This window comes from Rhizobium sullae, assembly GCF_025200715.1.
Classification (GTDB): Bacteria; Pseudomonadota; Alphaproteobacteria; order Rhizobiales; family Rhizobiaceae; genus Rhizobium; species Rhizobium sullae.
In genome coordinates, this window is sequence record NZ_CP104143.1 from 286,396 (window position 1) to 312,654 (window position 26,259).

The following is a 26,259-nucleotide window of genomic DNA, read 5'->3' on the forward strand; positions in this document are numbered from 1 at the left end:
ATGAGCATTTTTGGCAGCATGAAGACGGCAGTGTCCGGCATGAATGCACAGGCAAACCGCCTGAGCACCGTTGCCGACAACATCGCGAACGCAAACACCACGGGCTACAAGGCCGTCTCGACGGCTTTCTCCTCCCTCGTCCTGCCGTCCACGGCAGGCAACTACAATTCCGGTGGTGTGCAGACGTCCGTCCGTCAGGCTGTTTCCGATCAGGGCGACATCTCTTACACGACTTCGGGTTATGACCTCGCCATCTCCGGCGACGGCTTCTTCATCGTGGAAGGCGCCGACGGCACGCCGGTCCTGACCCGCGCCGGCGACTTCACGAAGGACGACGAAGGCAACCTCGTCAACTCGGCAGGCTACACGCTGATGGGTTATCCTTACGGTTCGTCCGCCCCGGCTGTCGTCGTCAACGGCTTCGACGGCCTCGTTCCGATCAATGTCCTTGGTGACCAGAAGCTGGAAGCCGTTCCGACGGCGAATGGGACGTGGACAGGCAATCTCAAGCCAGGTTCGCCGATTCTCACGGCTCCAGCAACCGCACCGAGCGCAAACCTCGCAACGGCCACGTCCGATACGCAGAAATACTCGATCGTCACCTATGACAAGCTCGGCAGCAAGGTGATGTATGACATCTACTTCACGAAGGTTCCGCTTGCGGCCGGCGCGCCGGCTGGCTCCACCTATGAATGGGAAATGGCCGTATTCCGCAATGCCGACAAGGCCGCGACTGGTACGAGCTCCTTCCCATACTCCTCTGCTGCGGTTGACGTAAAGCGCGTGTTTTTCAACAGCTCGGGGCAGATGGTGACGGATGCAACGCATACCGCGGCGACGGACATCATCGATCCAGTGACGGGTCTCACCATCAATATGAGCCTCGATCTTTCCCAGGTCGGCGACACCTTCTCCGGCACTGGCAACGTGGACGGACAGGGCGCGAATTCTCCGATCGACATTACGATCGACGCTGATGGCGTGGTGTATTCCAAGTATGACGATGGCAGCACCAAGCCGATCTTCCAAATTCCACTCGCAACGGTTCCAAGCCCCGATCTGCTGACGCTGATGTCCGGCAACGTCTATTCTGCGAACGGCAGGTCCGGCGTCACCGTGACCGGCTTCCCGCAGACAAGCGGCTTCGGCAAGATTCAGTCGGGCGCTCTCGAAGGCTCGAACGTCGATATGGCTGGCGAGTTGACGGAAATGATCGAGTCGCAGCGCAGCTATACGGCAAACTCGAAAGTGTTCCAGACGGGTTCGGACTTGATGGACGTTCTCGTCAACCTCAAGAGATAAGTAAGGTAACGGCTAAGCCATGTCGCTCACTTCCGCACTTAATACGGCACAGAGCATATTCAACAATACGGGCGCTCAGAGCAGCGTCGTATCGAACAATATCGCCAATGCCGGCAACAAGGATTATGTGCGTCGGCAGGCGATGCTCACCACCTCGTTGAACGGCGCGCAGGTGGTCAAGATCAACCGCGCGCAGGAGGACGCTCTTCTGCGGCAGTATCTGAAGAGCAATTCTCAGGACAGTGCGCAGCAGACCCTTCTGAATGGTCTCGAGGACATCAAGTCGGTCATCGGCGGCAACGCATACGAGACCGCACCCTCCACCTATCTGACTGCCTTCCGCGACAAGCTTAGTGCATTCAGAGCCGCGCCGAACAGCACGATCGCGGCCCAGGGGGCGATCACGGCAGCACAGGACGTCGTGAACTCGCTCAACAATGCAACCAGCGCCGTCCAGCAGGTGCGGACGAATGCAGACAAATCGATTGCGAATTCCGTCGAGGAGCTGAATGAGCTGCTGGCGCAATTCGAGACCGCGAACAACGCCGTCAAGTCCGCCACGTCCTCCGGTGCCGATCCGTCGCAAGCGCTCGATCAGCGCGATGCCTTGCTCAAGCAGATTTCGGGGATTGTGGGCGTCACCACTGTTACGCGCGATAACAATGACATGGTGCTCTACACCTCGGACGGGGTGACGCTTTTCGAGACCGTTCCGCGCACGGTGACGTTCAAGCCGACCCAGAGCTACGGCGCCTCCACCGACGGCAACGGCGTTTACATCGATGGCGTGGCGCTCGGCAAGGGTTCTGGCGGTACGACGTCGGCGCAGGGCAGTCTCCAGGCGCTTCTCCAACTTCGCGACGAGGTCGCACCGACATTCCAATCCCAGCTCGACGAAATCGCCAAAGGCCTCGTCGCCCTGTTTTCGGAAACGAACACGACTGCAACCAGCACGCAGCCCGGTCTCTTTACCTGGACCTTGCCGAGCGGTGCTGCCGGCGGAACGCCGACGACGGCCACGATCATCGACGGCATTGCCGGTTCCATCTCGGTCAATCCGGCGGTGGTGACCTCTCTGGGCGGCGATCCGATGAAGCTGCGTGACGGTTCGATCAACGGCGCCGCCTTCAATCAGAATGCCGCCGCTAACGGCGGGTACACCGCGCAGCTCGACAAGCTCTACACGGCCATGGGCGCCAAGATGGATTTCGATCCAGGCGCCGGCGTCATCGGCTTCAACTCGGCAACGGGCATCGATTCGAACGTTAGCATCATGGATTTCTCGTCGAACTCGATCGGCTGGTTCGAACAGTACCGCAGCGACGCAAGCGGCGCTGCGGAGAACACCGCGGCAGCGTATTCCCGGTCCGACGAAGCCTATTCCAACGAGACCGGCGTCAACCTGGACGAGGAACTGACGCTGCTTCTCGACATCGAGCAATCCTACAAGGCGGCGACGAAGATTCTGAACGCCGTCGATGAAATGTTGAAGTCATTGCTGGATATAGCGAGTTAAGCCATGAAGAGCTCTTTTATTTCTAGTTCAGCCATTCAGAACGCCATGCGATTGACGATCCGCCAGTCGCAGAACCAGATGGTCAAGGCTTCGATCGAAGCGACGACGAAGACCTACGCCGATATCGGTGTGTCGCTCGGCATCGACGCCGCCAAGAGCGTGAACTACGCGCGCGAACTTGATCGTATCTCCTCGTTCAAGGACAGCAACTCGACGGTCAATCTTCGTCTTGAGATGTCCCAGAGCGGGTTGGCCGATATGCAGAAGGCCAGCGACGCTCTGGTCAAGAACCTGACAGCGCTCAAGGGAAGCCAGGCCTCGACTGCCATCACCGTGACCCTCCAGTCCTCGGCAGCGGCACTTTCGCAGCTGATGGACTCCGGGAACATGATCACCAACGGCGAATACCTGTTTTCCGGCATCAATACGGATGTCCCGCCGCTGACGGATCGCAGCGCGACCGTCGAGGCGCAGATCGTCACCGATTTGAACTCCTATGCAACCGGGCTGGGCAAGCCGGTCAGCGCGCTGTCGGCGGCTGAAATCAATACCTTCATGACCAACACCGTGGAGCCGATGTTCAGCGCTGCCGCGTGGACGAATCCGACCACCGGCTGGTCCAAGGCTTCCGACCAGAACATGACGAGCCGGATCAGCAACTCGGAAGTCATCACCTCGTCCACGAACGCCAATTCCGACGGCATGCGCTACCTTGCAATGGCGACAGTCATGACGAATGCGCTGATCGACCAGGGTCTTTCCACTGACGCCATGGACGCGGTTTCCTCACGCGCCATCGGCTATGCCGCACAGGCAACCTCGGGCCTCGTATCGCAACAGAGCCAGCTCGGCCTGTCGCAGGAGCGTGTCGAGAAAGCGAACGACGCTCTCGATGCTCAGGCTGCCATCATCAACAACAAGGTTGTGGACCTCCAGGGTGTCGATCCGGCGGAAGCTTCGACCCTCGTCAAGACTTTGGAAACGCAGCTGGAAACGGCTTACACGATCGTCTCGAAAATACAGCAGCTGAGTCTCGTGAACTACCTTTGATGATCAAAGGCGCGCAATACAAAGAAGGATGCATGAATGTATCAATTCTCTTATGCCGAGGTCATGCAAGACTCGGTGACCGACGCGAAAGAGCGGGAGCGGCAAGTTCTCGACCGGTCAATCGAATTGCTCTCACTGGCGCGCGACAAGGAAAAGTACAGCCGGGAATCCGTTGAGGCACTGTTCTACACCCGGCGTGTTTGGGTGAGTTTTGTCGAGGATCTCAAGCACCCCGACAATCAGCTCGAGATCGAGCTGCGGGCCAACCTGATTTCGATCGCAATCTGGATTTTGAAGGAATGCGACAAGATCAGGCGACGTCAGTCAAGTAACTACCAAGGCATTATCGACGTTACCACCATCATCAGGGATGGACTTAAATGAAAAGTACACTTCGCATTTCGCTTAAAGCCGGAGAGAGGATCTTCATCAACGGCGCGGTCCTGCGCGTTGACCGCAAGGTCGCGCTGGAGTTCCTGAATGATGTGACATTTCTTCTTGAAAATCATGTTCTTCAGCCGGAAGACGCCACGACGCCGCTGCGCCAGCTCTATTTCATCGCGCAGATGATCCTGATCAATCCGGAAGGCAAGGAGCAGTCGACGACGATGTTCCGCAAGTCGATCACCATGCTGCTGACCTGCTTCAAGAACGAGGAGGTTCTCGCCGAACTGAAGCGCATCGATGGCCTCGTCTCGACGGGCCGCGCATTCGATGCCCTGAAGGCCATCCGCGCGCTCTACACAATCGAGGACGGTATCCTGAACAACCAGGAAATGCATCCGGCGATGGTCGAGCAGATCCGCAAGGAGATCGCCCCATGGCGGTAGATGGCGTCTCCAACGTCGGCACGACGTCGACCACGACGACTGCACAGCAGAAGGCGACGCTCAACTACGACAACTTCCTGCAGCTGCTCATCGCACAGATGAAGAACCAGGATCCGACGGATCCGATGGACGCCGGCGAACAGATGTCCCAGCTCGCGAGCTTCTCGCAGGTCGAGCAGACGATCCAGACCAACACGAAACTGGACACGCTGCTCGCAAGCTCCAGCCTCACCCAGGCAGGCAGCTATATCGGCAAGTACATGGAAAGCGCCGACGGCACCGTCAAAGGCACCGTCGCCTCAGTCAAGGTGTATTCCGACGGAATTATCGCGACGACGACGGACGGGAAGAGTATTCTCATACAAGCGGGAATCACTCTCGCGGATAAAGCGCCGGCGACAGACACGTCGTCTTGAACTGACTTGCAATAAACATAATAGCGGTCCGTCTTCTGCGGGGCGGACCGGAAGGCGATATGAGGTTGCCTGACGATGAATGAAGCCGATGCACTCGACCTTTTCCAGGCGGCGATCTGGACCGTTCTGATCTCAGCCGGTCCCGCCGTCGCGGCGGCAATGATCGTCGGCCTCGTCATCGCGCTGATCCAGGCGCTGACGCAGATTCAGGAAGCGACGCTCACTTTCGTTCCGAAGATTGTCGCCGTTCTCATTACCGTTGGCATATCCGCTCCGTTCGTGGGCTCTCAGATCTCCATTTTCACCGACATGGTCTTCTCGCGCATCCAGTCCGGCTTCTGAACCACCTTCGCGCAAGCTTCGCCGGTTAATTCTCGATCCGTATTGGGCAGGGCTGTACCTGCCTCCTCTCATGAAGAGACGGAATCGAAATGGCGCAACCACCCGCACTACCTCTTCCGAAATCTGCTCCAAGCTTACGCGATGTCGGTTTTGCCCTCGGCATCATGGTCATCATCTGCGTACTCTTCCTGCCGATTCCGCCATTTCTGATCGACCTGGGGCTAGCATTTTCGATCGCGTTTTCCGTTCTGATCCTGATGGTTGCGCTTTGGATCCAGAAGCCTCTCGAATTCTCGTCCTTTCCGACCATCCTGCTGATCGCGACCATGACGCGGCTGTCGCTGAACATTGCGACGACGCGCGTGATCCTTTCGCATGGCAATGAGGGACATGATGCCGCCGGCGGCGTGATCGCGGGCTTTGCAAGCCTGGTGATGTCCGGTGACTTCGTGATCGGTCTGATCGTCTTCCTGATCCTGATCACCATCAATTTCATCGTCATCACCAAGGGTGCAACGCGTATTGCTGAAGTCGGCGCGCGCTTCACCTTGGACGCCATCCCCGGCAAGCAGATGTCGATCGACGCCGATCTTTCGGCAGGCATCATCGACGAGAAGGAGGCGCAACGCCGCCGCAAGGAGCTGGAAGAGGAAAGCTCCTTCTTCGGCGCTATGGACGGTGCCTCCAAATTCGTCCGCGGCGATGCGGTTGCCGGCCTTATCATCACCTCCATCAACATCTTCGGCGGCATCATCATCGGCTATTTCCGCCATGGCATGCCGATCTCCGAAGCAGCCGATGTTTTCGTCAAGCTTTCGGTCGGCGACGGTCTGGTCGCTCAGATGCCGGCCCTCATTGTCTCCCTGGCCGCTGGCCTTCTCGTTTCACGCGGCGGCACCGTTGGCTCGACGGACCAGGCCGTCGTCAATCAGCTGAGCGGTTATCCGCGTGCACTTTCAGTCTCAGCCGTGCTGATGGCAGTCCTGGGTCTGATGCCCGGCCTGCCGATGCTTCCGTTCCTATCCCTCGGCGGCCTTATGGCATTCGGCGCATGGTTCATCCCGCGTCAGATCGAAGCGGAAAATAAGGTCCGCCGCGAGCAGGAGGAAAAGAAGGTCGTTCAGACCAAAGAGCTCGAAAAGGACTCCGTCAAATCGGTCTTGCGCACCTCGGAAATCGAACTCGCGCTCGGCAAGATGGTGTCGACCCGCCTCCTCGGCGCGCATCAGGAACTCGCCTTCCGCGTCGGCAAGATGCGCAAGAAATTTGCGACGCAATACGGTTTCGTCGTTCCGGAGATCAAGGTCACGGACGATATCAACATTCCCGAAAAGTCCTACCAGATCCGCATCCACGGCACGACGGTGGCGTCGAACGCACTGCGCGTCGGCGAAGTCTTGGTCGTCACCGGCTCCGGTCGCAAGCCGCGCATTCCCGGCGACGAAATCCGCGAACCGGCCTTCGGTATGCCTGCGGTTTCCATTCTTGAGGCTTTCGCGGAGGACCTGAAACGCGAAGGCTTCCAGCCGATCGACAACGTCTCGGTGGTCCTCACCCACATGAGCGAGGTCATCCGCAACAACCTGCCTCAGCTTCTATCCTACAAGGACGTGAAGGTGCTGATCGATCGTCTCGATCCCGAATACAAGAAGCTCGCGGACGAGATCTGCACCTCGCATATGTCCTATTCGGGCCTGCAGGCCGTCCTCAAACTGCTGCTCGCCGAGCGCGTCTCGATCCGCAACCTGCATCTGATCCTGGAAGCCGTGGCCGAGCTTGCTCCACATGTCCGAAAGACGGAACAGATCGTCGAGCATGTGCGCATCCGCATGGCACAGCAGCTCTGCGGAGACCTGGCGGACAACGGCGTATTGCGCGTCCTGCGGCTCGGCAGCAAATGGGACATGGCCTTCCACCAGGCGCTCAAGCGCGACAACAAAGGCGAGGTCGTCGAATTCGACATCGACCCGCGCAGCCTTGAGGAGTTCAGCGAGCAGGCAACGAAGGTTATCCGTGAATTCATGGATCGCGGGTTGCCGTTCGCCCTTGTCACGTCGCCGGAAACACGCTCCTATGTGCGCATGATCATCGAACGGCTGTTCGCCACGCTTCCGGTTCTCTCGCACGTCGAACTTGCCAAGGGCATCGAGATAAAGATTTTGGGCTCTATTTCATGATTTCCGACCCGCAGGGGACTGTCCTGGCGCTCTTTCTGGTTTTCTGCCGGATTGGCGGCTGTATCCTTGTGATGCCGGGCTTTTCTTCAGCGCGGGTGCCGGAATTGCTGAGAGTCTTTGTTGCCGGCGGCCTGTCGATCGCCGTGCTGCCGGTTCTTTGGGATACGGTCTATCCGGCAGTCAGCAATACCGGCGCGACCTATATCGGGCTCATCGTCAGCGAATCGCTGATCGGCGTCATGTACGGCCTGCTGGCACGTTTTTACACGCTCGGCTTTCAGTTCGCCGCCAGCATCATCGCCATGATGGTCGGATACACCTCGCCGGGGGCGTCGGATATCATCGAAGATTCGGTGGAAACGAGTCTTTCCGGCTTCATTACGTTTGCGGGAATGATGATCCTCTTCATGATGGACTTCCATCACGTCGTGTTCCGGGCGCTGATCGATTCGTACACGACGATGCCCTTCGGCGGCATCGCAGATATGCGCGCCAATCTGATTTCGCTCACCGATACGCTGCAATCGACGACCTACATCATGCTCCGGCTCGCAAGCCCGTTCCTCATCTATAGCATGATGTTCAACGTCTCGATCGGCTTCATCAACAAGCTGGCGCCGCAGATTCCGGTTTATTTCATCTCGACGCCCTACATGCTGCTTGGCGGCCTGTTCCTGTTTTATTTTGCGGTTGCCGCCTTGATCAGCCAGTACGCGCAGTCCTTCCCGAGCGTATTCATCGGAAGGTAGCGTGGATGGCGGACAAAACGCGTTCCGAAAAACTGAAGCGGCTCGTCGCAGTCCAGCGGCATCTGGAGCAGATGGCGGAATACGACCTTGCCGAAACGAGCCGGCAGCGCACCGAGGTCAACCAATCGATCGACAACGTCGTCACGGCGCTCGGCTCCTTGGATCCCGTCCATCGCGCTTTTTCGCAAAGCTATGCCGATCGCTTCGAGCGATTGAGCACGAAGGACAAGCAACTGACCGGCATGCAGCAGCTGCACGAGATGCGCCTGCAGCGCGAGCGGGCAAAGGGCGACCGGCTGGAAGAGGGCATGAAGGAAGCCCTTGAAGCCGAAAGGCGCGAGGCCGATGACAACGCGGTCTACGACGTCATCGATCAGAAATTTGCAACACCAGCCTCCAGCAAGCTTCAAAAACCATAATCCCTACAACTTAATTTAGAGGATTGTGACATTGGCTATTTCACCCCCGAGTGATCTGGTCCTGGATGTTGTCAAAGCCGCCGACCCGATGGAGGTTCAGGTGGCCCAGGAAAAATTGAAAGCGAGCCGCGCCGCGTTCCGCGCAACGAGCCTTACCGAAAACGGCGACGGCTTCTCTGCTAAGGTCGACGTGCTTGACGGCGCCACCGAGAAGACCGGTCTCGACAACGTCAAGAATCGCGCCAGGACCGAAGAGATTCCGGAAACCTACCGGAAGTTCGAGGCCATGGTGCTTCAGAATTTCATCAAGAACATGCTGCCCAGCGACAGCGAGCAGGTTTACGGCAAAGGCGCCACGGGCGACATCTGGAAGGGCATGATGGCCGAGCAGCTCGGCAACGTGATCTCCGAAGGTGACGGCGTCGGCATAGCCAAGCAGATGTATAACGAGGCTCTTCGCAAGAAGGAAGGCGCCATCGTGAACGCGTCGGCGGACCAGGATGACCGCAAGGTCGCCTTCAGCATGATCGACGAATTCCAGCGCAAGACATTCGGCACGCCGACGGCGGATGCCAAGATCAATAATGAAGCATAGCCGAGGATAAAATGGAAATCATCTCGAACGAATATCGTATCAAGTCGGTCCTCGGCCGCCTGGAAATGATCATTGACAACGAGAACACGCGGATCGGCAGCGACCCGCAATTCGATCTCAAGGTCTCGAATGCGCATAAGAGCCGCTGCCTTTATGAGCTGTCGACGCTCTTTCGCGATACGGATCCGGCCGAGCTTGCCGCGTCGCATCTCGAACAGCTTCACGGACTGAAGCAGAAGCTGACGCTCAACGCCCGGCGCGTTGAGGCCCATCTCGAAGCCGTTCGTGCGGTTGCCGACCTTCTGAAGAACGCGGTCCAGGATGCGGACGCCGACGGCACCTATTCCCAGGAACAGTTCGTCGCGCGTGATGCCTGATGGTGAAGCTCGTCCTGACAGGCATCTGGGTCTGCGCCATCACGCTGGCTTCGGTCTATTTCTCCGTGAAACTGGCGACGGCGCCGGTGCCGCCGGCTGACGATTCGAAACAGGGCCAGCTCGAGCTTGTTAAGGGCGAGACGATTACCGTTCCGATCATCGGCGATGGTGCGGTGACCGGCTATTTCCTCGGGCGGGTGTCCTTCATGATGAACAAGGACACGGTGAAGGGAATGACCCTGCCATTGACCGAAATGACGACCGACGAGCTCTTTACCCTGCTCGTCGGCAACAAGATGGTCGATATCAGCAAGCTGAAATCCTTCGATCCCCAAGCCTTCCGCGAGGCGATCAAGAAAGGCATGAACGAGAAACTCGGCGGCGAATATGTCTCCGAGGTCATGCTGGAGCAGCTCGACTACCTTTCCAAGGACGACGTCAAAGCCAACGCCTCCGGTCAGCAGAGGAAAACGGCCGATCCGGTCAAGATCATCGAGCCCCCGCCGCCTGAAGCTGCGGCGGCCGCTGCCCACTAGTCTCGCCGGCTTCGCCTGCGCCGTTCACGTGAAGTGCAAAGCCGGACGCGCCCGATTCGCCCAGCTCGGGGCGGAGCTGCATACTGGGGATCAGATAGTCTCCGCCATTCTGCTGCCGGTAAGGGATGGGCAAGGTGGACTCGAGCGTGCGCATCCTCTCGCGCAGGTGCTCGGCGGCGCGCTCGAAGCCGGCCTCGTCGAGACGATCGACCCTGTAGGCCACGAAAGGCGGAAGGACGTCATAGCCCGGGTAATAAAGGATCCCGTGATTGATCGGGAACAGCAGGTCGTCGATCGGCCCGTTGACGCCGCGGGCCGAGTAATGCTCCTCCCAGCCGCCGGCGGTTACGATCAACATCGCCCGCTTGCCCGCCAAAGTTCCTTCGCCGTAGCGATCGCCCCATCGGTTGTCGCTGTGCTCGCCGACGCCATAGGCGAACCCATAGGCATAGACCCGCTCGACCCAACCCTTGAGGATGGCCGGCATGCTGAACCACCAGAGTGGAAACTGGAGGATCAGCATATCGGCCCATAGAAGCTTATCGATCTCGATCTTGACGTCTTCCGTCAGCTCACCGGTTTCAAAGGCCTTCTTGGATGCCGCAACCGGAATGAACCGCGTCTCGGATGCCAACGACGGAAAGTCGGCGCGGTCGACCTCGGATTTCCAGCCCTTGGCATATAGGTCGGACACGCGCACCTCGTGGCCTTGGGCCTCGAGCTCCTTGATGGCGATGTCGCGCAGCGCACCGTTGAGCGAGCGCGGTTCAGGATGAGCGAAGACAAGCAGAACTTTCATGGTCAGTGATCCTGTGAGTGTGAGAACTGGCTCATAGGTAGACAGGACATAAACCATCCAGTAGATGTTCATAATGCATAAGATTATGCCGAATAATGGATAATTCAGACGTCACATTGGAACGTATGCGCACATTCGTCCGCGTTGCCGAGCGTGGCAGCCTGTCGGCAGTTGCGCGCGAGTTCGGCGTCGGTCAGTCGACTGTCACGCGGCATTTGCGGGAGCTTGAAGAGGCCGTCGGCGTACCTTTACTCAGTAGGACCACCCGGCGTGTGACGCTGACAGACGAAGGCAGCCGTTATTATGCCAATAGCCTCCAGATTCTGCGCCTTGTGGAACGGGCCGGCGATGAGGCGCGGGGGACGCGCGGCGCGCCGGCCGGCACGATCCGGATATCCTGTACCGCGGCTTTCGGGGTTCTGCACGTCAGCCGGCTGACCTTCGCGTTTCAGGACCGCTATCCAGATATAGGGATCGACCTCAGCCTCACCGATGAGCGCGTCGACCTTGTGCGGGAAGGCGTCGATATCGCGCTTCGGTTAGGCCCGCTCACCGACAGTTCCATGAAGCTGCGGGCGCTCGGCCAGTCGCGGCGCTTACTGGTCGCAGCGCCGGACTATCTGGCAGCGCGGGGCAGGCCTGCCGTCCCGCAGGATTTGTCCGCCCATGAGGGCATCCGCATGTCGAACGTGGCGGGCAGCGACACGCTTGCCCTGCAAGGACCAAGCGGCGAGCGCCATGTCGTGCCGTTCGGCGGTCGCTTCCGGGTCGACCATGGGCTCGCAGCGCGCGAGGCCCTCGTCGCCGGACGCGGCATTGCACCCGCCCATCGGTGGCTTGTCGATGACCTCCTGGCAGCCGGCCGGCTTGAGGCGATCCTGCCGGACTATTCGCTGCCGCACATCCCGCTGAGCATGCTGATCGTTCCGGAGCGGGCAGGCGTCGCCAGAGTCCGGCTGCTGGTCGATTTTCTCGTCGGGCAGATTGGCGGCATTCCGGGGATCGGGCAGCCGCAGCCGGAGCGTTAATCGGTGTGCATCAATAGCGCCTCAATACAGTTTTGCTTTGGCGCATAAATTTAACAAAACCTTGACGGCAGCAGCGAAATTCGAGCGACTTTCCTAAAGGTTGCTTGAAACAGACCTGCTATAGCTCGCTTCATAGGCTTGGCGCAGCATTCGGGACTTGCGGCGGCGGGCGGGACGCTGCTGGTTCATGAAACCTGCTGGTGCAGAATGGATCTTATGTTTTCCGGGATGCTGGGCGCATGAAGCACCCCTGGCTGGAGGTTGGAATGAACCTGATCGCGAATTTCGCGGTTCTCGCATCGCGCCGCACGATCTTCGACGTGCCGGTATGCGACCTCGGATGGGACGACGCGCTCGTTTTCATCAACGAGCTTGCGTCGCTTCCTGTCGGCCAGACCGTCATTTCCTTCGTCAATGCTCACAACATGCTGATGACGCTGCGCGATGGTGAATATCGGGATATCCTGCTGCAGAATCTCGTTCTGCCGGACGGCATCGGCATGAACATCGCTTCACAGATAGCGCACGGCGCTCCGTTTCCTGCCAATCTGAATGGAACGGACTTCGTTCCCGCGTTTCTGACCTATATGGAAAATCCGCGCCGTGTCGGCTTGATCGGCGGCCGGCGCGAGGTCGTCGAAAAGGCGGCGGCGAATCTCCGCAAGCATGCGCCCTGGCACGAATTCGTGGTCGTTTCGGACGGTTATTTCGACAAGGAAAACCCGGCGGAGCTCATTGACGAGGTCGGGCGCCAGAAGCTCGACATCCTGATCATCGGCATGGGAACACCGCTGCAGGAGAAGTGGGCGCATCATCACATTCGCGCCGATCACGCCCGGCTTGTTCTGACTGTCGGGGCGCTTTTTGATTTCATCTCGGAGGCTGTTCCCCGCGCTCCGGAAACGGTTCGCGTGATGCGTCTGGAATGGGCTTACCGTCTGCTGCAGGAGCCAGCCAGGCTGTGGCGGCGCTATGTTCTCGGCATCCCGGTTTTTCTGTTTTACGTGATGCAGTACCGCTTCAACCGCCGCGAGCGCATCCTTAGCCAGGTGGGCAGCAACGTTCCCTTGCCCTTACCGCAGGAGCAGAACGAGGCAGCTCACTGAAACCCTGCTTCTTGCCTCACACGGTTAACCATTTCTTTGCCATGAATATTTAGAGTGCCTTAATCATCCGCTTCCTGCGGACAGGTGACTCGGCTCGTGCGCATGAGATAATGGCGTCATGTATGACAGCAGGTTAAGAAGCAGCACTCAGGGACGGTCTGCAGCGACGATGCGTGTCGATGTTCGAGGCCGCGATCTCGACACCCTGCCGATTCGCCCCTCGGAGGCCGAACTGCTGAAGGTGATCGGGAAAGCACTCGAAGAGCAGCGCCAACAGCGGAGCGCACTGCCAGAGCCGCCGCATCTGGTCGACCGCATCGAGACAATCCTCGGAACCCGGCCGCATGCCGCAAACGATGTCCGTCCCCCAGAGCCGCCGCAGCCCAAATCATCTGCGCCTGTCGACGTCCGGCCGGTAGATGAAGCAAATCTCAACGCGCGTCCCGTCCGTCGCCGCAGTTTGGCAAAGCCGATCGGCGCGATCGCCGTTGCTGCCTCGATCGGCGCGGGCGTTCCCTTGCTGATGCCGGCGGAACCCGCGCATTATGCGGCGGAGGCGGCATTTCATGTGCAGGCGGACAATGCGGAGCGCGGCGCCATGACCGCGGCAGCCGTGAAACGCCTGCTTTCCGCCCGCACCATGTCTGCTGCCGTCGGAGCTTTGAAGCTCGATCGCGATCCGGAGTTCACTGGCAGGCAATCCACGATCGGCGTCGCGCTCGATCTCCTTTCGGGCAGCGGCGCGGCGGCCGACTCGGCGTCGCGCGCGGAAGCGGCTCTTGCGGGAATGGTCGAGGTTAATGCGGATGGAACGCAGGGCACAGTCCGTCTGAAAGTCACGACGGCCGATAGCGCCAAGTCTTCGCGTATCGCTTCCTGGCTTTCCGGTATGCTGACGTCCGGCGGCACTCCTGTATCGGCGGAAGCAGGTGCCGGGTTGCGCAAGGCCTATGACGATGCGAAGGCGAAACTGGCCGCCTTCACCGCAAGCAGCGGCGAAGGCAACGTCAAAGTCGCAAGCGACCTTCAGCAGCGCATCAACCAGCTTGACGCCGATCTTAAGATCGCCGAGCAGCGAATCGCGCTTGCCAAGCAAGAGGCCGATCGCCTGAAGGCGGCCAAGCCCGGCGATGTGCTAAATGGCTCCTTGGCGCTCGAAGCGATCTCGCCGGCGCTGCAGGACTTGCGCGACAAATACGTCACCGAGAAGGCGACGCTGTCGCTGCTTTCGACCGAGCTCGGCCCGCGCCATCCGCGCCTTCTCGGACAGCAGGCTGTCGTTGATGGCCTCAAAGACAAGGTCACGAAAGAGTTGGCGCGTCAGGCACAGGAGGCAAATGCCGCTCTCAAGGCCGTCGCAGAAGCACGAAAGACGCTGAACGATCAGCGCAATGCGCTGATCGCTCAGAGCCGGGACACCGGCGTCGATCTCGCGAAGCTGACGGAACTGCGCGACAAGACGGAGGCGGCGAGATCGCGGATGGCGGATGCCGTTACGGTGACGGCTTCCACCGCCGCTCCGATCACCGCCGTGAAGCCGATAGAAACCACTACCGTTGTTGCCGGCCCCGGACTGCTGGTTCGCTCCGCCGCCGGGATTGCACTCGGAATGGCGATCGGTCTTGCGGGCATGCTTGGTTTCCGCCGCGTGCGACGGCGCCCCGTACCTGTAGCGGAGACGCTAACGGTCCCGGAACAGCCGGAGGCGATAGCCGGCGAACTCGAACTGCTGCGCGATCGACTCGCCGGCCTGCGCGACAGGCTGCAATCCCACGGCGCAGACTTTCGTTGATCCCTGCCGCGGCATCATAGCGCTTGCATTTGCCGCTTTTAAACAGGATACGGCGTTCTGAGGCAAACAGCGCGGCTGGCGAGAGCCTAGCTTGCGCGCGACGCAGGGCAGGAGAATCGCGTGACGACAGTGATCGATGGCAAGCAGGTAGCGGCTTCGGTAATCGAAACGGTAAAGATGGCGACGGCTTCGCTGGAAAAGCAGAGCGGCGTGAAGGCCGGCCTTGCCGTAGTGATCGTCGGCGACGATCCGGCAAGCCATGCCTATGTCAGCTCGAAGAGCAGGATGGCCAAGGAATGCGGCTTCAAGTCGGTGCAGCACACGCTTTCGGTCGAGACGACGCAGGAAGAGCTTGCCGCACTCGTTTCGTCGCTCAACGCCGATCCCTCAATTCATGGCATCCTCGTGCAGCTGCCGCTGCCGAAGCATCTGAAATCCGAGCCGATCATCCAGTCGATCCTGCCGGAAAAGGATGTCGACGGATTGCACGTCGTCAATGCCGGAAAGCTTGCAACCGGCGACCTTGAAACCGGCCTCGTCTCCTGCACACCGGCTGGCGCGATGGTCTTCGTCCGCCGCATGCACGGCGAGGACCTGTCCGGGCTGAACGCTGTCGTCATCGGCAGGTCGAACCTCTTCGGCAAGCCGATGGCGCAGTTGCTGCTCAATGCCAATGCGACGGTGACGATCGCTCATTCGCGTACCAAGGATCTACGCGACGTCTGCCGCAATGCCGATATACTGGTGGCCGCCGTCGGCCGCCCCGAGATGGTCAAAGCCGATTGGGTAAAGCCCGGCGCTACCGTCATCGACGTCGGTATCAACCGCATTGCTGCGCCGGAAAGGGGCGAGGGCAAGACACGGCTGGTCGGCGATGTCGCCTTCGAGGAAGCGTCCAATGTTGCCGCGGTGATCACCCCGGTTCCAGGTGGCGTCGGTCCGATGACGATCGCCATGCTGATGGCCAATACCGTCATTGCCGCGCATCGCGCAGCCGGACAGACACCGCCGACGTTCTGAGCCTATTGCGGGGCAGGGCCGGTCGAGGCTCTGACGATCAGCTCAGCTTTCCACAGCTCCTGCTCCGGATAGGAGCCGGCCTCTTTGACGGTGCCGATCAGGCGCTGCGCAATGCGGGCGCCGGCGGCACGAAGGGACGAGCGCGTCGTCGTCAGCGGCACCGAAAAGTTCTCCGGCTTCAGAAGCGGCAGCTCGTCGTCATGGGCGATGAGCGAGATATCCTCACCGAGCTTCAATCCGGCCTGGTTCAGGGCGCGGATCGCGCCGAGTGCGAGCACGGTGCTGGAGCAGAGCAGGGCGGTCGGAGGCTTCGGAAGCTGCAGAAACTGCTCCATCGCGATCAGCCCCTGCTCGTCGGTCATCAGCGAGTGGCTGACGCAGGTTTCGGCGAGCGTCAGCCCACGTTCGGAGAGCGCCACGGCGACGCCATTTTTCCGTCGGATCGCAAAATCGAGATGCTCAGGTCCGTTGATCAGCGCGAACCGCGTGTGACCAAGCTGCAGCAGCAGTTTCGCCGCATCGTAGAAAGCGGCCTCGTTGTCGACATCGAGGTAGGGATAGTCCGGCTCCGATCCGAACGAACGGCCATGGACGATGAACGGCATCGCCAGCGATTTCAGCATGACAAGCCGCGGATCATGGGCGCGCATATAGGCGACGAAAAGCGCATCGACATTGCCGCTGATCGCCAGGCGGCGCAGCGCTGCCACTTCATCGTTCGGGTCCGAGGGCATGATGACAAAATGAAAGTCCTGCCGGACGGCTTCCTCGCCGAGGCCGGCCAGAAATTCGCCGAAATGGACGTCTGAATGATGGCCATGCGCCATCGGCATCACCAGTCCGATCGAGCCCGCCTTACCGGTCGCAAGACGCTGAGCCGCCTTGTTTGGCCGGTATCCGGTTTCCTTCACAGCGCGCAGCACCCGTTCGCGCGTTACCTCGCTGACTTCAGGATAGCCATTGAGCGCGCGGCTGACGGTCGTCTGCGAAAGACCAAGCAATTCCGAGAGCTGTTTGAGATTCACCGGCCGCGTTTCCTCCTCAGCGCTTACACACCTCCCATGTGTGCCCAAAGCGCTTTCAATTATGTATCAGCTATGGCGCTTGACTCAAGAAAAATCGCTCCATATTCCCCTTCAGGTGCCGCCGCAATGGGCAATCAAAGCGTCTCATTCCGCGGTATTTTGGAAATGGCTTGACTCTTTTCTGCCGAAAGTGAAATGAGTGTCAAAGCGCTTTGAAAATTCGCTCTCGGGAGGTTGGGAAGCGCCGTTGGGATTGTGATGGGAGGTTGATCACATGAAGAAGATTCTTTTGATGGGCGTTGCCGCGGCGGCGCTGGTTGCCGGGGCAGCTTCTGCTGCCGACCTGAAGTTTCCGCCCGGTCAGGATACGAAGTTCAACTGGAAGAGCTATGACGAGTTCAAAGCTGCTCACGCCGATTTGAAAGGTGAGCCGCTGACGATCTTCGGGCCGTGGCGCGGTGAGGACGAAGCCTTCTTCCGCAGCATTCTCGCTTATTTCACCGAGGCGACGGGCGTTGATGCCACCTATTCGTCCTCCGAAAACTACGAACAGCAGATCGTCATCGATACGCAAGCGGGCTCGCCGCCGAACGTCGCGATCCTGCCGCAGCCGGGCCTTCTTGCCGATCTCGCCAGCAAGGGGCTCCTGACGCCGCTTGGAGAGGAGAATTCCAAGTGGGTGAAGGAAAATTACGGCGCCGGCGATAGCTGGGTCGGTTACGGCACCTACAAAGGCAAGGACGGCAAGGACGGCTACTACGCATTCCCTTACAAGGCCGACGTGAAGTCGCTTGTCTGGTACGTTCCGGAAAACTTCAAGGAAGCCGGATACAAGGTTCCGACCACGATGGAACAGCTTCATGACCTGACGGACCAGATCGTCAAGGATGGTGGCGTTCCGTGGTGCATCGGCCTCGGCTCCGGCGGTGCGACCGGCTGGCCGGCAACCGACTGGATCGAAGACCTCATGCTGCGCATGCAGAAGCCGGATGTCTATGACAAGTGGACTACGAACGAAGTGAAATTCACCGACCCGGCGGTCATTGCCGCGATCGATGAATTCGGCAAGTTCGCCAAGAACGCGAGCTATGTCGATGGCGGCGTTGCGGCCGTTGCTTCGACCGATTTCCGCGACAGTCCGAAGGGTCTCTTCGCCGTTCCGCCGAAGTGCTATATGCACCATCAGGCTTCGTTCATCCCCTCCTTCTTCCCGGAGGGCACGAAGCTCGGCCAGGATGCCGACTTCTTCTACATGCCGACCTTCGCAGCGCACGCCGATCTCGGCAAGCCGGTTCTCGGTGCCGGCACGCTCGTGTCGATCACCAAGGACTCGAAGGCCGCTCGCGCATTCGTCGAGTTCCTGAAGACGCCGATCGCGCATGAGGTCTGGATGGCGCAGTCGAGCTTCCTGACCCCATACAAGGGCGTCAGCACCGCGGCCTACGCCAACGAGCAGATGAAGCGCGAAGGCGAGATCTTGACGACGGCCACGACCTTCCGGTTCGACGGTTCTGACCTCATGCCCGGCAAGATCGGCGCAGGTGCCTTCTGGACCGGCATGGTCGATTTCGTCGGCGGCAAGTCTGCGGAAGACACAGGCAAGGAAGTCCAGGCCGCCTGGGATGCCATCAAGTAATCATCGATAACCGGTGCCGCGGGGGAAACCCGCGGCATTGCTGGTATGATGGCCGGAGCTGTGGGGGTCCGGCCAACGCCGGATACTGTGTTCAAATGCAACAAAGAAGTTGACGGTAACTGGTGCCAGCCCTTCAAGATAGTCAGGGGTAGCACGGGAGGGACGAATGCTGTCGCAGATAGTTTCCGCGTTGGGCGTTGTGGTCGTGGCGGTATTCGCCTGCTCGGCCTACTTCTATTTCTCGAACAAGATTCTGGATCTGGCGCTGCCAGTCAAAGACGGCGGCATGCGCGCGGCTACGCGCAATCTTAACCGCCGCGCGATGATCCGCCCATGGCTCTTTCTCGGCCCGGCGCTGTTTCTGCTGATCGTCTATCTCGTCTATCCGGTCATCGCGACGCTTATTTTGTCATTCTATGACCGTTCCGGCTCGAGTTTCGTGGGCTTGGCCAATTATCAGTGGGCCTTCGGCGACCGCGAATTCCGCCAATCGATTTTAAACAACATCCTCTGGCTCGCCGTCGTTCCGGCCGCCTGCACGTTCTTCGGCCTGGTCATCGCCGTCATGACCGACCGCATCTGGTGGGGCAATATCGCAAAGAGCATCGTCTTCATGCCGATGGCAATCTCCTTCGTCGGCGCCTCGGTCATCTGGAAGTTCATCTATGAGTATCGCGGCGGCAACGACGTCCAGATCGGCCTCCTGAATGCAATCGTACAGCTCTTCGGCGGCACGCCGGAGGTTTGGATATCCGTTCCTTTCTGGAACAATTTCTTCCTGATGGTAATCCTCATCTGGATCCAGACCGGTTTTGCGATGGTCATTCTCTCGGCCGCCCTTCGTGGCATACCGGAAGAAACGATCGAGGCTGCCGTCATCGACGGCGCCAATGGGTGGCAGATTTTCTGGCGCATCATGGTGCCGCAGATCTGGGGCACGATCGCCGTCGTCTGGACCACGATCACCATCCTCGTCCTCAAGGTTTTCGACATCGTCCTGACCATGACCAACGGTCAGTGGGACTCGATGGTACTCGCCAACCTGATGTTCAACTGGATGTTCCGCGGTGGTGGCGACTCCGGCCGAAGCGCAGTCATCGCCCTCATCATCATGCTGGCCGTGACGCCGATCATGGTGTGGAACGTCCGCCGCGCGAACCGCGAACTCGGAGGCAACTGAGATGACATTGTCAGCACGCTTCCTCAAGATCGGCCCGGCGCGTCTCTTCGTTCACGTCTGCGTCCTTCTGATCGTCATCATCTGGCTGATCCCGACGCTCGGCATCTTCGTCAGCGCCGTGCGCGATAAGGACCAGATCGTCGTTTCCGGCTGGTGGACGGCCTTTGCCGGCTCGACACGCACGGTTGCCGCCCGTCTCGGTACCGCCGACCAGCAGAAACAGGAAGGCGCCACCTACGTCATTTCCGGCAATCTGCTGGAGGGACAGGATGGTCGCTCTTTGAAGGCTTTCGGCACACGCATCCAGCAGCCGTCAGCCTACCAGGCGGGCGAGACAGCCAATCTCGGCGAAGGCCTCAGCCTCCAGGTCAATGAGGACGGCACTTATCGCTATATGAAGAACGCCGCCTTCACGGATGACGACGCCGGCCGCCGCGTCTATGTCGCGGTTTCCACGCCGCCCGAATTCACGCTGCAGAATTACAAGACCGTGCTCACAGGCGAGGGGATAGGCCAGTCGTTTATTAACTCGCTGACTGTGACCATTCCGGCAACCATTATTCCGATCCTGATTGCCGCCTTCGCGGCATACGCCCTGAGCTGGATGGAATTCCCGGGCCGTGCCTTGCTGATCGCCCTCGTCGTCGGCCTTATTGTCGTGCCATTGCAGATGTCGCTGATCCCGCTGCTGCGTCTCTACAACATGGTGGGCTCGGCTTTCGACGTTCCGTCGAAGACCTATCCCGGCATCTGGCTGGCACACACGGCCTTCGGCATGCCGCTCGCCATCTTTCTGCTCCGCGCCTATATCGCAGGGCTGCCGAAGGAGATCATCGAATCGGCGCGCGTCGATGGCGCAAGCGACTTTGAGATCTTCGTCCGCATCGTTTTGCCCCTATCCTTTCCCGCGCTCGCGTCTTTCGCGATCTTCCAGTTCCTCTGGGTGTGGAACGACCTGCTTGTCGCCATGGTCTTCCTCGGCACCGATAGGCAGCACCTCGTGCTGACCGGCGCGCTGAACGCGCTGCTTGGCTCGCGCGGCGGCAACTGGGAAATCCTGACGGCGTCCGCCTTCGTTACCATCGTCGTGCCGCTGCTCGTGTTCTTCGGGCTACAGCGCTATCTGGTACGCGGGCTGCTTGCGGGTTCGGTCAAGGGGGGCTGATCCATCCCAACACGACACATCCCACAGGAACACACATGAGCATAGCATCCCAATCCACTTTGACGGTTGATAAGGACTGGTGGCGCGGCGCGGTAATCTATCAGATCTATCCGCGCTCCTTTCAGGATTCGAACGGCGACGGCATCGGTGACCTGAAGGGCATCACCGCCCGTTTACCGCATGTAGCAAGCCTCGGCGCTGACGCGATCTGGATTTCGCCCTTCTTCACCTCGCCGATGCGCGATTTCGGCTACGATGTCTCGGACTACGAGAACGTCGATTCGATCTTCGGCACGCTGGTGGATTTCGACACGATGATAGCAGAGGCCCATCGCCTCGGCATCAAGGTGATGATCGATCTCGTCATTTCGCACAGCTCGGACCAGCATCCGTGGTTCGCCGAAAGCCGTTCCAGCAAGACGAATGCAAAGGCGGACTGGTATGTCTGGGCGGATGCCAAGCCGGACGGCACGCCGCCGAACAACTGGCTGTCGATTTTCGGCGGCTCGGCATGGGCGTGGGATCCGCGGCGCATGCAGTATTATCTGCACAACTTCCTGACCTCGCAGCCGGACATGAACCTGCACAATCCGGAAGTGCAGGACCGGCTGCTCGACGTCGTCCGCTTCTGGCTAAAGCGCGGCGTCGACGGCTTCCGTCTCGACACGATCAATTTCTATTTCCACGACCAGCAACTGCGCGACAACCCGGCTTTGCCGCCTGCACGCCGCAATGCTTCGACCGCGCCGGCGGTCAACCCCTATAATTTTCAGGAACACGTCTACGACAAGAACCGCCCTGAGAATATCGCGTTCTTGACGCGTTTCCGCGCTGTCTTGGAAGAGTTTCCAGCAATTGCAGCCGTCGGCGAAGTGGGCGATAGCCAGCGGGGCCTGGAGATCGTCGGCGAATACACGTCCGGAAACGACAAGATGCATATGTGCTATGCCTTCGAGTTCCTCGCTCCCGATCCGCTTTCCCCGGAGCGTGTCGAGGAGGTGATGAAGGATTTCGGCGCCGCCGCGCCCGATGGCTGGGCCTGCTGGGCATTCTCCAATCACGACGTCATGCGTCATGTCAGCCGCTGGGGTTCGCTCGTCGCCGATCATGACGCATTTGCCAAGCAATATGCCTCGCTGCTGATGACCTTGCGCGGCTCCGTCTGCCTCTATCAGGGCGAGGAGCTCGGCCTGACCGAAGCCGATCTTGCCTATCAGGACCTGCAGGACCCCTATGGCATCCAGTTCTGGCCGGAATACAAGGGACGCGACGGTTGCCGCACGCCGATGGTCTGGGACTCGCAGGTTTCCCAGGGCGGCTTCTCAACCGTCACGCCGTGGCTGCCGGTTCCGGTCGAGCATATCCTGCGCGCCGTCAGCGTGCAGCAGGGCGACGAGAATTCCGTGCTCGAGCACTATCGCCGCTTCCTCGCCTTCCGCAGGCATTACCCGGCTTTTGCCAAAGGCGAGATCGAATTCGAGCAGCCGCAAGGTGATGCGCTTGTCTTCACACGCAGACATGGCAACGAGCAATTGCTCTGCATTTTCAATATGAGCCCGGCCGAAGCTGCCGTAACATTGCCCGCAGGCGATTGGCAGACATTGACGGGGCATGGGTTCACCAGCAATAACTACGGCGGGAAGATCGATATTCCGGCTTGGGGGGCACACTTCGCCCGCCTCGCGTAAGGATCAGAGGGAGGCATTCGATGACGGGACTGACGCTTAAGGAAATCCGCAAATCTTATGGATCGGTGGACGTGCTGCATGGTATCGACCTGGAGATCAATCAGGGTGAGTTCATCGTCTTCGTGGGACCGTCCGGATGCGGCAAGTCGACCCTGTTGCGGATGATAGCCGGCCTGGAGAACATCACCGGCGGCGACATGTATATCGACGGCCAGCTCGTCAATGACGTGCCGCCGTCGAAGCGCGGCATCGCCATGGTGTTCCAGTCTTATGCGCTCTATCCGCACATGACGGTTTACGACAACATGGCCTTCGGCATGAAGATCGCCGGCGAAAGCAAGCAGGAGATCGACAGGCGGGTGAGGGCCGCTGCCGAAAGCCTGCAACTTACCAATTATCTCGATCGCCTGCCGAAGGCGCTTTCCGGTGGCCAGCGCCAGCGCGTTGCGATCGGCCGCGCCATCTGCCGCGATCCGAAGGTCTTCCTTTTCGACGAGCCGCTGTCGAACCTCGACGCCGCGCTACGCGTCGCAACCCGCATCGAGATCGCCCGCCTCAACGAGCAGATGGCCGATACGACGATGATCTACGTCACCCACGACCAGGTCGAGGCGATGACGCTTGCCGACCGTATCGTCGTGCTATCGGCCGGCCACATCGAACAGGTAGGCGCGCCGCTGGAGCTCTACGAGCGTCCGGCAAACCTCTTCGTCGCGAAGTTTATTGGCTCTCCGGCCATGAACATCATTCCCTCGACCGTCAGTGAAGCGGGTGCCACCACGACGATCACGCTGACAGGCGGAAAGTCCGTCACGCTCGACATTCCGACCGCCGCTTCCGAAAAGGGCAAGACGGTAAGCTTCGGCGTGCGCCCCGAAGACCTTCAGATCGCCAATGGCGACGACTACATCTTCGAAGGCAAGGTCTCGATCGTCGAAGCGCTCGGCGAAGTCACGCTGCTTTACATCGAAGGCCTGGTGCCGGGAGAACCGATCATCGTCAAGCTTCCGGGCATTACCGACATCAAGAAGGGGCAGAACATGAGGTTCGCCGCCGATCGCTCGAAGCTGCATCTTTTCGATGCGGAAGGCCACACTTACAGAAAGTAGGAAGCCATTTTTGGGCGCTTCTTTTGTGAGCGCCGGAAACGCCGCGATCATCACCTTCTGTTAAACATCCGCTGCTAGCTTCGCCTTATAGTTTTAAGGGGAATTAGGGTCGTGGGTGCATCCAATCCATTGCCTCCAGGGCATTTTCTGAACAAGGAAGAATCCTTCATGTACGACCGCGAACAGCGGTTCAAAATGGAGGATACGATGAACGCGGCGCGAATCGAATATACCGAGAAGGGCGTCATGCACATGGCGTCTCGGCGCTGCGACATTATCCGAATCTCGATGAGCAGCGCGGTCCTTGCGATCTTGACGCAATTCACTCTGCCGAAGCAGTTTTATCTGGATATTCCGGACGCGCGCATCACCAAGGTCGGCTGCATGCTGATGCGGGTGAATACCAACAACACCATCGAAGTTCGCTTTTTGCGCCTGCTGACGCAGAAGGAGATGAACAAGATCTTCGTCTACAGCACGCATCCGGCGCACCGCGACTACGTTCTCGACGTCCGCGCCTGATCGGACGGCACTGGAATTAAAAAAGCCCGCGAGCGCGGGCTTTTTTGCGTTAGTGGAAGAGGACGCTGGCACCGTGGTCCGAGGCGCCGACGGCGCGGCGGAACGGGGCGAAGAGCTCGCGGCCCATGCCGAATTCGTTGTCGGAGAGGTCGGCCGTCACCGGCTCGCGGTCTGCGAGGGTGGCGGCATCGACGAGGACTTCCAGCGTGCCGCGGATCGCATCGAGCCGGATGATGTCGCCGTCCTGGATGCGGGCGATCGGCCCGCCTTCGACGGCCTCCGGCGTGACATGGATCGCAGCCGGCACTTTGCCCGACGCACCGGACATGCGTCCGTCCGTCAGCAACGCGACGTGGAAACCGCGGTCCTGCAACACGCCGAGCGGTGGCGTCAGCTTGTGCAACTCTGGCATGCCGTTCGCCTTCGGACCCTGGAAGCGGACGACCGCCACGAAGTCGCGGTTGAGCTTGCCTTCCTTGAAGGCGTCCTGCAGTTCCTGCTGACTGTGGAAGACGATCGCCGGCGCTTCGATGATATGGCGGTCCGGCTTTACCGCGGAGATCTTGATGACCGCCTTGCCGAGATTGCCGCGCAGCATCTTTAGGCCGCCATTCGCCTGGAACGGCGTTTCAATGGTGGCGAGCACCTTGGCATCGTGGCTCTTCAGCGGCGCCGGTTCACGAACTACCGTGCCGTTGTCGCCGAGGCGGACGTCGATCGTGTAGGCTTCGAGACCTTGGCCGGCAACAGTGCGCACGTCATCGTGCAGCATGCCCTTCTTCAAAAGCTCTTTGATGAGGAAGCCCATGCCGCCTGCGGCGTGGAAATGGTTCACATCCGCCAGACCGTTCGGATAGACGCGGGCAAGCAGCGGGATTTCCTCGGAGAGCTCGGCGATGTCCTGCCAGGTAAGCTGGATGCCGGCAGCGCGCGCCATGGCGACGAGATGCAGTGTATGGTTCGTGGAGCCGCCGGTCGCATGCAGGCCGACGACGCCGTTGACGATGGAACGCTCGTCGATCATTTCACCGGCCGGCGTGAATTCGTTGCCGAGCGCGGTGATCGCCAGCGCGCGCTTTGCCGCCTCGCGCGTCAGCGCTTCGCGCAGCGGCGTGCCCGGATTGATGAAGGAAGAGCCGGGCAGATGGAAACCCATGATCTCCATCAGCATCTGGTTCGAATTCGCGGTACCGTAGAAGGTGCATGTGCCCGGGCCGTGATAAGATTTGGACTCTGCTTCGAGCAGCTCGGCGCGGCCGACCTTGCCTTCCGCATAGAGCTGGCGGACACGCGACTTCTCGTCATTGGGAAGCCCGCTGGTCATAGGCCCTGCCGGAACGAAGATCGAGGGCAGGTGGCCGAAGGAAAGCGCAGCAATCACCAGACCCGGCACGATCTTGTCACAGACGCCAAGGAAGAGCGCCGCGTCGAACATGTTGTGCGATAAACCGATGCCTGCAGACATGGCAATCAGGTCGCGGGAAAAGAGGGACAGCTCCATGCCCGGCTGGCCCTGCGTGACGCCATCGCACATGGCAGGGACGCCGCCGGCGACCTGGGCAATGCCGCCGGCTTCCGCCGCAGCTTCGCGGATGATCGCCGGATAGGTCTCGAATGGCTGATGGGCTGAGAGCATGTCGTTGTAAGCGGTGATGATGCCGAGATTGGGCACGCGATCGCCCGCCAGTGCATCCTTCTCGGCGGGGGAACAGATCGCAAAGCCGTGCGCGAGGTTGGCGCAGCCGAGGATCGAGCGGTTCACGCTCTTGGAAGCTGCGGCGCGCAGGCGCTCCAGATATCGTTCGCGCGTCGGTTTCGATCGTTCGACGATGCGGGACGTGATCGCGGAAATGCGTGCGTTAGCGGACATGGGAGGTATC

The 26,259-nt window shown here is 59.9% G+C and carries 26 protein-coding genes; 23 read left to right on the plus strand and 3 right to left on the minus strand.

Translation table 11 applies throughout. The annotated features are described in order from the left end of the window. The 13 genes from N2599_RS01440 (at window position 1) to N2599_RS01500 (ending at window position 10,309) form a co-directional block, all read left to right on the plus strand. Window positions 1-1,302, plus strand: a complete 1,302-nt coding sequence (locus tag N2599_RS01440) for a flagellar hook protein FlgE (RefSeq protein WP_027509893.1) — start codon at window positions 1-3, stop codon at window positions 1,300-1,302. 19 nt (window positions 1,303-1,321) lie between these two features. Beyond that, window positions 1,322-2,818, plus strand: coding sequence for a flagellar hook-associated protein FlgK (gene flgK / locus N2599_RS01445; RefSeq protein WP_027509894.1), 1,497 nt, complete (start codon window positions 1,322-1,324; stop codon window positions 2,816-2,818). Window positions 2,819-2,821: 3 nt separating this feature from the next. Continuing rightward, on the plus strand, window positions 2,822-3,868 hold the full coding sequence (locus N2599_RS01450; RefSeq protein WP_027509895.1) for a flagellar hook-associated family protein: 1,047 nt from the start codon (window positions 2,822-2,824) through the stop codon (window positions 3,866-3,868). Between the two features lie 36 nt (window positions 3,869-3,904). After that, a complete protein-coding gene (gene flaF / locus N2599_RS01455) occupies window positions 3,905-4,252 on the plus strand; it encodes a flagellar biosynthesis regulator FlaF (protein WP_027509896.1) in 348 nt (115 codons plus the stop codon). Continuing rightward, a complete protein-coding gene (flbT, locus tag N2599_RS01460; protein WP_027509897.1) occupies window positions 4,249-4,698 on the plus strand; it encodes a flagellar biosynthesis repressor FlbT in 450 nt (149 codons plus the stop codon). Before flaF ends, flbT begins: the two co-directional genes overlap by 4 nt. Beyond that, window positions 4,689-5,114 carry a flagellar hook assembly protein FlgD gene (gene flgD, locus N2599_RS01465; protein WP_027509898.1) on the plus strand — a complete coding sequence of 142 codons (426 nt, stop codon included), beginning with the start codon at window positions 4,689-4,691 and terminating at the stop codon, window positions 5,112-5,114. Before flbT ends, flgD begins: the two co-directional genes overlap by 10 nt. A gap of 75 nt (window positions 5,115-5,189) precedes the next feature. Further along, window positions 5,190-5,456: a flagellar biosynthesis protein FliQ gene (gene fliQ, locus N2599_RS01470; RefSeq protein ID WP_027509899.1), complete on the plus strand. Its 267-nt coding sequence runs from the start codon at window positions 5,190-5,192 to the stop codon at window positions 5,454-5,456. A gap of 89 nt (window positions 5,457-5,545) precedes the next feature. Continuing rightward, the gene (gene flhA, locus N2599_RS01475; RefSeq protein WP_027509900.1) at window positions 5,546-7,633 is read left to right on the plus strand and encodes a flagellar biosynthesis protein FlhA; all 2,088 of its coding nucleotides are present in this window, start codon (window positions 5,546-5,548) and stop codon (window positions 7,631-7,633) included. After that, on the plus strand, window positions 7,630-8,382 hold the full coding sequence (locus N2599_RS01480; protein ID WP_027509901.1) for a flagellar biosynthetic protein FliR: 753 nt from the start codon (window positions 7,630-7,632) through the stop codon (window positions 8,380-8,382). The genes flhA and N2599_RS01480 overlap by 4 nt, the downstream gene beginning before the upstream one ends. 5 nt (window positions 8,383-8,387) lie before the next feature. After that, the gene (locus tag N2599_RS01485; protein ID WP_027509902.1) at window positions 8,388-8,801 is read left to right on the plus strand and encodes a hypothetical protein; all 414 of its coding nucleotides are present in this window, start codon (window positions 8,388-8,390) and stop codon (window positions 8,799-8,801) included. Between the two features lie 31 nt (window positions 8,802-8,832). Next, window positions 8,833-9,396: a rod-binding protein gene (locus N2599_RS01490; protein ID WP_027509903.1), complete on the plus strand. Its 564-nt coding sequence runs from the start codon at window positions 8,833-8,835 to the stop codon at window positions 9,394-9,396. An 11-nt stretch (window positions 9,397-9,407) separates the two neighbouring features. Beyond that, entirely contained in the window at window positions 9,408-9,773 is a 366-nt protein-coding gene (locus N2599_RS01495; RefSeq protein ID WP_027509904.1) for a hypothetical protein, read from the plus strand. Beyond that, the gene (locus tag N2599_RS01500) at window positions 9,773-10,309 is read left to right on the plus strand and encodes a membrane protein (RefSeq protein WP_027509905.1); all 537 of its coding nucleotides are present in this window, start codon (window positions 9,773-9,775) and stop codon (window positions 10,307-10,309) included. The genes N2599_RS01495 and N2599_RS01500 overlap by 1 nt, the downstream gene beginning before the upstream one ends. Here N2599_RS01500 and N2599_RS01505 read toward each other — a convergent pair. Then, window positions 10,263-11,108: an NAD(P)H-dependent oxidoreductase gene (locus N2599_RS01505; protein ID WP_027509906.1), complete on the minus strand. Its 846-nt coding sequence runs from the start codon at window positions 11,106-11,108 to the stop codon at window positions 10,263-10,265. The genes N2599_RS01500 and N2599_RS01505 overlap by 47 nt on opposite strands. A gap of 95 nt (window positions 11,109-11,203) precedes the next feature. Here N2599_RS01505 and N2599_RS01510 point away from each other — a divergent pair, with 95 nt between their 5' ends. From N2599_RS01510 to folD, 4 genes are all read left to right on the plus strand, one after another. Further along, complete coding sequence (locus N2599_RS01510) at window positions 11,204-12,136, plus strand: LysR family transcriptional regulator (RefSeq protein WP_027509907.1); 933 nt, start codon at window positions 11,204-11,206, stop codon at window positions 12,134-12,136. 266 nt (window positions 12,137-12,402) lie between these two features. Then, the gene (locus N2599_RS01515) at window positions 12,403-13,242 is read left to right on the plus strand and encodes a WecB/TagA/CpsF family glycosyltransferase (protein WP_051336551.1); all 840 of its coding nucleotides are present in this window, start codon (window positions 12,403-12,405) and stop codon (window positions 13,240-13,242) included. Between the two features lie 118 nt (window positions 13,243-13,360). Beyond that, window positions 13,361-15,034 (plus strand): GumC domain-containing protein, encoded by a 1,674-nt coding sequence (locus N2599_RS01520; protein ID WP_027509908.1) that lies wholly within the window; start codon window positions 13,361-13,363, stop codon window positions 15,032-15,034. 120 nt (window positions 15,035-15,154) lie between these two features. Then, window positions 15,155-16,054 (plus strand): bifunctional methylenetetrahydrofolate dehydrogenase/methenyltetrahydrofolate cyclohydrolase FolD, encoded by a 900-nt coding sequence (gene folD / locus N2599_RS01525; protein WP_027509909.1) that lies wholly within the window; start codon window positions 15,155-15,157, stop codon window positions 16,052-16,054. A gap of 2 nt (window positions 16,055-16,056) precedes the next feature. On the opposite strand, the gene N2599_RS01530 is transcribed toward folD, so the two are convergent. Then, a complete protein-coding gene (locus N2599_RS01530) occupies window positions 16,057-17,079 on the minus strand; it encodes a LacI family DNA-binding transcriptional regulator (RefSeq protein ID WP_027509910.1) in 1,023 nt (340 codons plus the stop codon). Window positions 17,080-17,353: 274 nt separating this feature from the next. On the opposite strand from N2599_RS01530, the gene N2599_RS01535 reads away from it, so the two are divergent. The 6 genes from N2599_RS01535 to N2599_RS01560 all read left to right on the plus strand — a co-directional run bounded on the left by N2599_RS01535 (window position 17,354) and on the right by N2599_RS01560 (window position 24,379). After that, complete coding sequence (locus N2599_RS01535) at window positions 17,354-18,715, plus strand: ABC transporter substrate-binding protein (RefSeq protein WP_027509911.1); 1,362 nt, start codon at window positions 17,354-17,356, stop codon at window positions 18,713-18,715. Between the two features lie 166 nt (window positions 18,716-18,881). After that, window positions 18,882-19,895 (plus strand): carbohydrate ABC transporter permease, encoded by a 1,014-nt coding sequence (locus N2599_RS01540; RefSeq protein WP_027509912.1) that lies wholly within the window; start codon window positions 18,882-18,884, stop codon window positions 19,893-19,895. Between the two features lies 1 nt (window position 19,896). After that, a complete protein-coding gene (locus N2599_RS01545) occupies window positions 19,897-21,060 on the plus strand; it encodes a carbohydrate ABC transporter permease (RefSeq protein WP_027509913.1) in 1,164 nt (387 codons plus the stop codon). Between the two features lie 35 nt (window positions 21,061-21,095). Then, window positions 21,096-22,748 (plus strand): beta-galactosidase BglA, encoded by a 1,653-nt coding sequence (gene bglA / locus N2599_RS01550; RefSeq protein ID WP_027509914.1) that lies wholly within the window; start codon window positions 21,096-21,098, stop codon window positions 22,746-22,748. Between the two features lie 20 nt (window positions 22,749-22,768). Then, window positions 22,769-23,857 carry an ABC transporter ATP-binding protein gene (locus N2599_RS01555; RefSeq protein ID WP_027509915.1) on the plus strand — a complete coding sequence of 363 codons (1,089 nt, stop codon included), beginning with the start codon at window positions 22,769-22,771 and terminating at the stop codon, window positions 23,855-23,857. Between the two features lie 168 nt (window positions 23,858-24,025). After that, window positions 24,026-24,379 carry a hypothetical protein gene (locus N2599_RS01560; RefSeq protein ID WP_037141864.1) on the plus strand — a complete coding sequence of 118 codons (354 nt, stop codon included), beginning with the start codon at window positions 24,026-24,028 and terminating at the stop codon, window positions 24,377-24,379. 49 nt (window positions 24,380-24,428) lie between these two features. On the opposite strand, the gene edd is transcribed toward N2599_RS01560, so the two are convergent. Further along, window positions 24,429-26,249 carry a phosphogluconate dehydratase gene (gene edd / locus N2599_RS01565; protein ID WP_027509917.1) on the minus strand — a complete coding sequence of 607 codons (1,821 nt, stop codon included), beginning with the start codon at window positions 26,247-26,249 and terminating at the stop codon, window positions 24,429-24,431. Between the last annotated feature and the right edge of the window lie 10 nt (window positions 26,250-26,259).

Coding starts and splice junctions, on each gene's coding strand:
- N2599_RS01440 (WP_027509893.1), top strand. CDS start 1: ATGAGCATTTTTGGCAGCATGAAGACGGCAGTGTCCGGCATGAATGCA.
- flgK (WP_027509894.1), top strand. CDS start 1,322: ATGTCGCTCACTTCCGCACTTAATACGGCACAGAGCATATTCAACAAT.
- N2599_RS01450 (WP_027509895.1), top strand. CDS start 2,822: ATGAAGAGCTCTTTTATTTCTAGTTCAGCCATTCAGAACGCCATGCGA.
- flaF (WP_027509896.1), top strand. CDS start 3,905: ATGTATCAATTCTCTTATGCCGAGGTCATGCAAGACTCGGTGACCGAC.
- flbT (WP_027509897.1), top strand. CDS start 4,249: ATGAAAAGTACACTTCGCATTTCGCTTAAAGCCGGAGAGAGGATCTTC.
- flgD (WP_027509898.1), top strand. CDS start 4,689: ATGGCGGTAGATGGCGTCTCCAACGTCGGCACGACGTCGACCACGACG.
- fliQ (WP_027509899.1), top strand. CDS start 5,190: ATGAATGAAGCCGATGCACTCGACCTTTTCCAGGCGGCGATCTGGACC.
- flhA (WP_027509900.1), top strand. CDS start 5,546: ATGGCGCAACCACCCGCACTACCTCTTCCGAAATCTGCTCCAAGCTTA.
- N2599_RS01480 (WP_027509901.1), top strand. CDS start 7,630: ATGATTTCCGACCCGCAGGGGACTGTCCTGGCGCTCTTTCTGGTTTTC.
- N2599_RS01485 (WP_027509902.1), top strand. CDS start 8,388: ATGGCGGACAAAACGCGTTCCGAAAAACTGAAGCGGCTCGTCGCAGTC.
- N2599_RS01495 (WP_027509904.1), top strand. CDS start 9,408: ATGGAAATCATCTCGAACGAATATCGTATCAAGTCGGTCCTCGGCCGC.
- N2599_RS01500 (WP_027509905.1), top strand. CDS start 9,773: ATGGTGAAGCTCGTCCTGACAGGCATCTGGGTCTGCGCCATCACGCTG.
- N2599_RS01505 (WP_027509906.1), bottom strand. CDS start 11,108: ATGAAAGTTCTGCTTGTCTTCGCTCATCCTGAACCGCGCTCGCTCAAC.
- N2599_RS01510 (WP_027509907.1), top strand. CDS start 11,204: ATGGATAATTCAGACGTCACATTGGAACGTATGCGCACATTCGTCCGC.
- N2599_RS01515 (WP_051336551.1), top strand. CDS start 12,403: ATGAACCTGATCGCGAATTTCGCGGTTCTCGCATCGCGCCGCACGATC.
- N2599_RS01520 (WP_027509908.1), top strand. CDS start 13,361: ATGTATGACAGCAGGTTAAGAAGCAGCACTCAGGGACGGTCTGCAGCG.
- N2599_RS01535 (WP_027509911.1), top strand. CDS start 17,354: ATGAAGAAGATTCTTTTGATGGGCGTTGCCGCGGCGGCGCTGGTTGCC.
- N2599_RS01540 (WP_027509912.1), top strand. CDS start 18,882: ATGCTGTCGCAGATAGTTTCCGCGTTGGGCGTTGTGGTCGTGGCGGTA.
- N2599_RS01545 (WP_027509913.1), top strand. CDS start 19,897: ATGACATTGTCAGCACGCTTCCTCAAGATCGGCCCGGCGCGTCTCTTC.
- bglA (WP_027509914.1), top strand. CDS start 21,096: ATGAGCATAGCATCCCAATCCACTTTGACGGTTGATAAGGACTGGTGG.
- N2599_RS01555 (WP_027509915.1), top strand. CDS start 22,769: ATGACGGGACTGACGCTTAAGGAAATCCGCAAATCTTATGGATCGGTG.
- N2599_RS01560 (WP_037141864.1), top strand. CDS start 24,026: ATGTACGACCGCGAACAGCGGTTCAAAATGGAGGATACGATGAACGCG.
- edd (WP_027509917.1), bottom strand. CDS start 26,249: ATGTCCGCTAACGCACGCATTTCCGCGATCACGTCCCGCATCGTCGAA.